The 4,711-nt window shown below is 72.6% G+C and carries 4 protein-coding genes; all 4 read left to right on the forward strand.

Annotation, left to right across the window (positions count from 1 at the left end; translation table 11 throughout):
- Positions 1-583 (forward strand): hypothetical protein (locus DW299_RS15790; protein ID WP_136037138.1); only part of this gene is annotated, 583 nt, incomplete at its 5' end.
- Positions 584-644: 61 nt separating this feature from the next.
- Positions 645-2,771: a phosphate acetyltransferase gene (pta, locus tag DW299_RS15795; RefSeq protein ID WP_136037139.1), complete on the forward strand. Its 2,127-nt coding sequence runs from the start codon at positions 645-647 to the stop codon at positions 2,769-2,771.
- A complete protein-coding gene (locus tag DW299_RS15800; protein WP_136037140.1) occupies positions 2,768-3,988 on the forward strand; it encodes an acetate/propionate family kinase in 1,221 nt (406 codons plus the stop codon). Before pta ends, DW299_RS15800 begins: the two co-directional genes overlap by 4 nt.
- Positions 3,989-4,088: 100 nt before the next feature.
- A partial coding sequence (locus DW299_RS15805; protein ID WP_136037141.1) for a beta-phosphoglucomutase family hydrolase occupies positions 4,089-4,711 on the forward strand: 623 nt, incomplete at its 3' end.

The following is a 4,711-nucleotide window of genomic DNA, read 5'->3' on the forward strand; positions in this document are numbered from 1 at the left end:
ATCCCGTGCGCGCTGGCGCACGCGCGGCCGGCGTCTGCTCGTGTCCGCCGGCGTGGTGGCCGTGGTCGCGGGGCTCCTGGTGCTCATCCCGCTCGGCCTGGCCCGCGACCCCGCGCCGGTCTGCATCGACCGCCCGGAGACCTTCCCCGCGGCGGGCATCCAGGGGTGGCGCGGCGAACAGCTGGAGAACGCGGCGACCATCATCCGCACGGCCTCCGCGCTCGGCTTCGGGCGCGACGGGCAGATCCTCGGCGTGATGACCGCGATGGGGGAGAGCAGCCTGCGCGCGATCGACTACGGCGACTGGGAGACCCGCGGCTGGACCAACCCCGACGGCTCGCGCACCACGAGCATCGGGCTGTTCCAGCAGCAGGACTGGTGGGGCAGCGTCGAGCAGCGGATGGACCCCGCGGCCTCGGCCACGCTGTTCTACGAGCGTCTCGGGCGGCTTCCGGAGTGGCAGTCGATGCCGGCGTCGCACGCGATCCACCGCGTGCAGATCAACACCGATCGCGAGTACTACGCCCGCTACCAGGAGGATGCGACGGCCGTGGTCGACGCTCTGTCCGGACCGTGCGAGTGACGGCGCGTTAGTCACGGCACCGTCCGGGCGCGTCCGACGGCGCCCCGCCTAAGCTGGGGGCGTGGCGCGGAGCATCTACATCACCTCGGCCGAAGGCCATACCGGGAAGTCGACGATTGCCCTCGGGGCGCTCGACGCCCTGATGCGCGTCTCCCCGCGCGTCGGCGTCTTCCGACCCATCGCGCGGTCGGTCGCCGAGCGCGACGAGATCCTCGAGCTGCTGCTCGCGCACGACGGCGTGCAGCTCGACTACGACGACTGCATCGGCGTGACCTACGACGACGTGCGCGCCGACCCCGACGCCGCGCTGGCGACCATCGTCGCGCGGTTCAAGGCGGTCGAGGCGCAGTGCGACGCGGTCGTGATCGTCGGCAGCGACTACACCGACGTCGCGAGCCCCGCGGAGCTCGGGTTCAACGCGCGCATCGCCGCGAACCTCGCCGCGCCCGTGCTGCTCGTGCTGAGCGGCCGCGACCAGCAGCGTCAGGCCGAGCAGCTGGGCACCACCACCGCCCGCACGCCGGCCGCCGTGGGGCAGATCGCCGCCCTCGCGCTGTCCGAGCTCGCCGCGGAACGGGCGGAGCTGTTCGCCGTGGCGGTCAACCGCGCCGACCCTGAGGCGCTGGAGCCGATCGTCGCCGCCGTTCGCGCCGTGCTTCCGGCCGACCGCACCCCGGTGTGGGCGATCCCGGAGGACCGCGCTCTCGTGGCACCGTCCATCCGCGGCATCCTCGCGGCGATCGACGGCACGCTGCTCGCGGGCGACGAGGAGCGCCTGACCGCGGTCGCCCTGTCGATCGTCGTCGCCGGCATGTCGATGGTGAACGTGCTGCCGCGGATCACGGAGGAGGCCGTGGTGGTGATCCCCGCCGACCGCACGGAGGTCCTCCTGGCCGCCCTGCTCGCCGATTCCTCCGGGACCTTCCCGCGCATCGCCGGCATCGTGCTCAACGGGCCGTTTCCGCTGCCCGCGCCCATCCTGCAGCTTCTCGACGGGTTCGCGTCGTCCGTGCCGATCATCACGACCGACCTGGGCACCTACGACACGGCGGTGCGCGTGATGGGGACGCGCGGACGGATCACGGCCGATGCCCGCGGGCGCTACGAGCGGGCGCTTGGTCTGTTCCAGGCGCACGTCGACATCGCCGAGCTGACCGAGCAGCTCGGGCTCGCCGAGGCCCACGTGGTCACGCCGCTGATGTTCCAGTACGGCCTGATGGAGCGGGCGCGGGCCGACCGTCGCCGGATCGTGCTGCCGGAGGGCGACGACGACCGCATCCTCCGCGCGGCCGCGACGCTGCTCGCGCGAGACGTGGCCGACCTCACGATCCTGGGCGACGAGGCCGCCATCCGCGCGCGGGCCTCCGAGCTCGGCGTCGACATCGCCGACGCGCAGATCCTCAGCCCCACCGACCCCGAGCTGGTGCAGCGGTTCGCGGAGGAGTACGCCCGGTTGCGCGCGCACAAGGGCATCACGCTGGAGCGGGCGGCGGACACGGTCACCGACGTGTCGTACTTCGGCACCATGATGGTGCACCTGGGTCTCGCCGACGGCATGGTGTCGGGGGCTGCGCACACGACAGCCCATACGATCCGCCCGTCGTTCGAGATCATCAAGACCAAGCCGGGGGTCGAGGTCGTGTCCAGCGTGTTCCTGATGGCGCTCGCCGACCGCGTCCTGGTGTACGGCGACTGTGCCGTGATCCCCGACCCCACGGCGGAGCAGCTGGCCGACATCGCGATCTCGTCGGCGACGACGGCGCGGCAGTTCGGGATCGACCCGCGCGTCGCGATGCTGTCGTACTCCACGGGGGAGTCCGGCAGCGGCGCCGACGTCGACAAGGTGCGTCAGGCCACGGCGCTCGTGCGGGAGCGCGCGCCGGAGCTGCCCGTGGAGGGCCCGATCCAGTACGACGCCGCCGCCGACGCCGCGGTCGCCAAGGCCAAGCTGCCCGACTCTGCGGTGGCCGGCCGCGCGACGGTCTTCGTGTTCCCCGACCTCAACACGGGCAACAACACCTACAAGGCCGTGCAGCGGTCGGCGGGAGCGGTCGCGATCGGTCCGGTGCTGCAGGGTCTCAACAGGCCGATCAACGACCTGTCGCGCGGGGCGCTCGTGGACGACATCGTCAACACGGTCGCGATCACCGCCATCCAGGCGCAGAGCGCAGAGGGGGAGCGGGCGTGAGCGCGATCCTGGTGATCAACAGCGGATCCTCCTCGCTGAAGTACAGCCTGATCGACGTCGAGCGGGAGGACGAGCTCGCGAGCGGGCTGATCGAGCGCATCGGCCAGGAGTCGAGCCCGGTGTCCCACACCGTCCGCCCGGTCGTGGCCGCCGACGCGGTGCCGACCATGCTCGATGCGACGTACCGCGAGGAGCGGCCGATCCCCGACCACGCGGCCGCGTTCGAGGTGATGCGCGAGCAGTTCGCGGCGCACGGGCCCTCCCTCGACGCGCACCCGCCGGTCGCCGTCGGGCATCGGGTGGTGCACGGCGGGGCGCGGTTCTACGCCCCCACGCTGATCGACGCCGACGTGGAGCGGCAGATCGGCGAGCTGGCCGTCCTCGCCCCGCTGCACAACCCCGCGAACCTCGCCGGGATCCGGGCCGCGCGTGCGGTGTTCGACGCCGTCCCGCACGTGGCGGTGTTCGACACGGCCTTCCACCAGACGCTTCCGCCCGCGGCCTACACCTACGCGATCGACGCGCAGCTCGCCGCCGAGCACCGGGTGCGCCGTTACGGGTTCCACGGCACGAGCCACCAGTACGTGAGCGAGGCCGCGGCCCGCTTCCTCGACCGACCGCTGGGCGAGCTGCGCCAGCTGGTGTTCCACCTCGGCAACGGGGCCTCGGTCACCGCGATCGACGGCGGTCGCTCGGTCGAGACGTCGATGGGGCTCACGCCGCTGGAGGGGCTCGTCATGGGCACGCGGTCTGGCGACCTCGACCCCGCGGCACTCGTGCATCTGTCGCGACGCGCGGGGTACACGATCGACGACCTCGACACGCTGCTGAACACCCGCAGCGGACTCGCGGGGCTGGCGGGGCGCAGCGACATGCGCGACATCCTCGCCGGGGTCGCGGAGGGCGACGAGGCGGCGGTGCTGGCCTTCGACGTGTATGTGCACCGGCTCCGCGCCTATGCGGGGGCGTACATCGCGCAGCTCGGCGGGGTCGACGTGATCTCCTTCACGGCGGGCGTCGGCGAGAACGCGGCCCCGGTGCGGGCGGCGGCCCTGGCGACCCTGGGCTTCGCGGGCGTCGAGCTCGACCAGGAGCGCAACACCGCTAGAGAGCGCGGGATCCGGGTGATCTCGACCGACGCGTCGCGGGTGACGGTGCTGGTGGTGCCGACCGACGAGGAGCTCCAGATCGCCAGGCAGACGGCCGAGCTGCTCTGATCGCGGCTGCGGGGTTACCCCGTGCGTGCCGCCCGCATTACGCTGGCACAGTGGCACGGAGAGGTGCCGATCCGTCCCTCGCCCTTCTCCTGGAGGCCCTGTGCCAGAAGCGCTGCCCGACCTGCTCCTCGCCGATGGAGTGCTGTTCGATCTCGACGGCGTGCTCACGCCGACCGCCGAGGTGCATATGAGGGCGTGGAAGGCCGTCTTCGACGACGTGTTCGCGCGCTGGGGTATCACCCCGCCGTACACCGACGAGGACTACTTCGCGTATGTCGACGGCAAGAAGCGCTACGACGGGGTCGCGAGCCTGCTGCGCAGCCGCAACGTCGAGGTGCCGTGGGGATCGGTCGACGACGACCCCTCGGCCGAGACCGTGTGCGGGATCGGCAACCGCAAGAACGCCGCCTTCGCGGCGTCGCTGCGCGGGCAGGGCATCGCCCCGTTCCCCGGCTCGCTCGCTCTGGTCGAGCGGCTGCACGCGGCCGGTGTGCCGATGGGCGTCGTGTCGAGCTCGAAGAACGCCGAGGAGGTGCTCGCCGCCGCCGGCATCCGCTCGTTCTTCCGCGTCGTGGTCGATGGCGTGGTCGCGGAGCACGACGGCCTGGCCTCCAAGCCCGCGCCGGACATGTTCGCGGCGGGTGCCGTCCGCCTGGGCGTCGACCCCGCCCGCAGCGTCGCGGTCGAGGACGCCACGTCCGGTGCCGCGTCCGCCGCCGCCGC

Source organism: Microbacterium sp. K35, assembly GCF_004794375.1.
GTDB classification, from domain to species: Bacteria; Actinomycetota; Actinomycetes; order Actinomycetales; family Microbacteriaceae; genus Microbacterium; species Microbacterium sufflavum.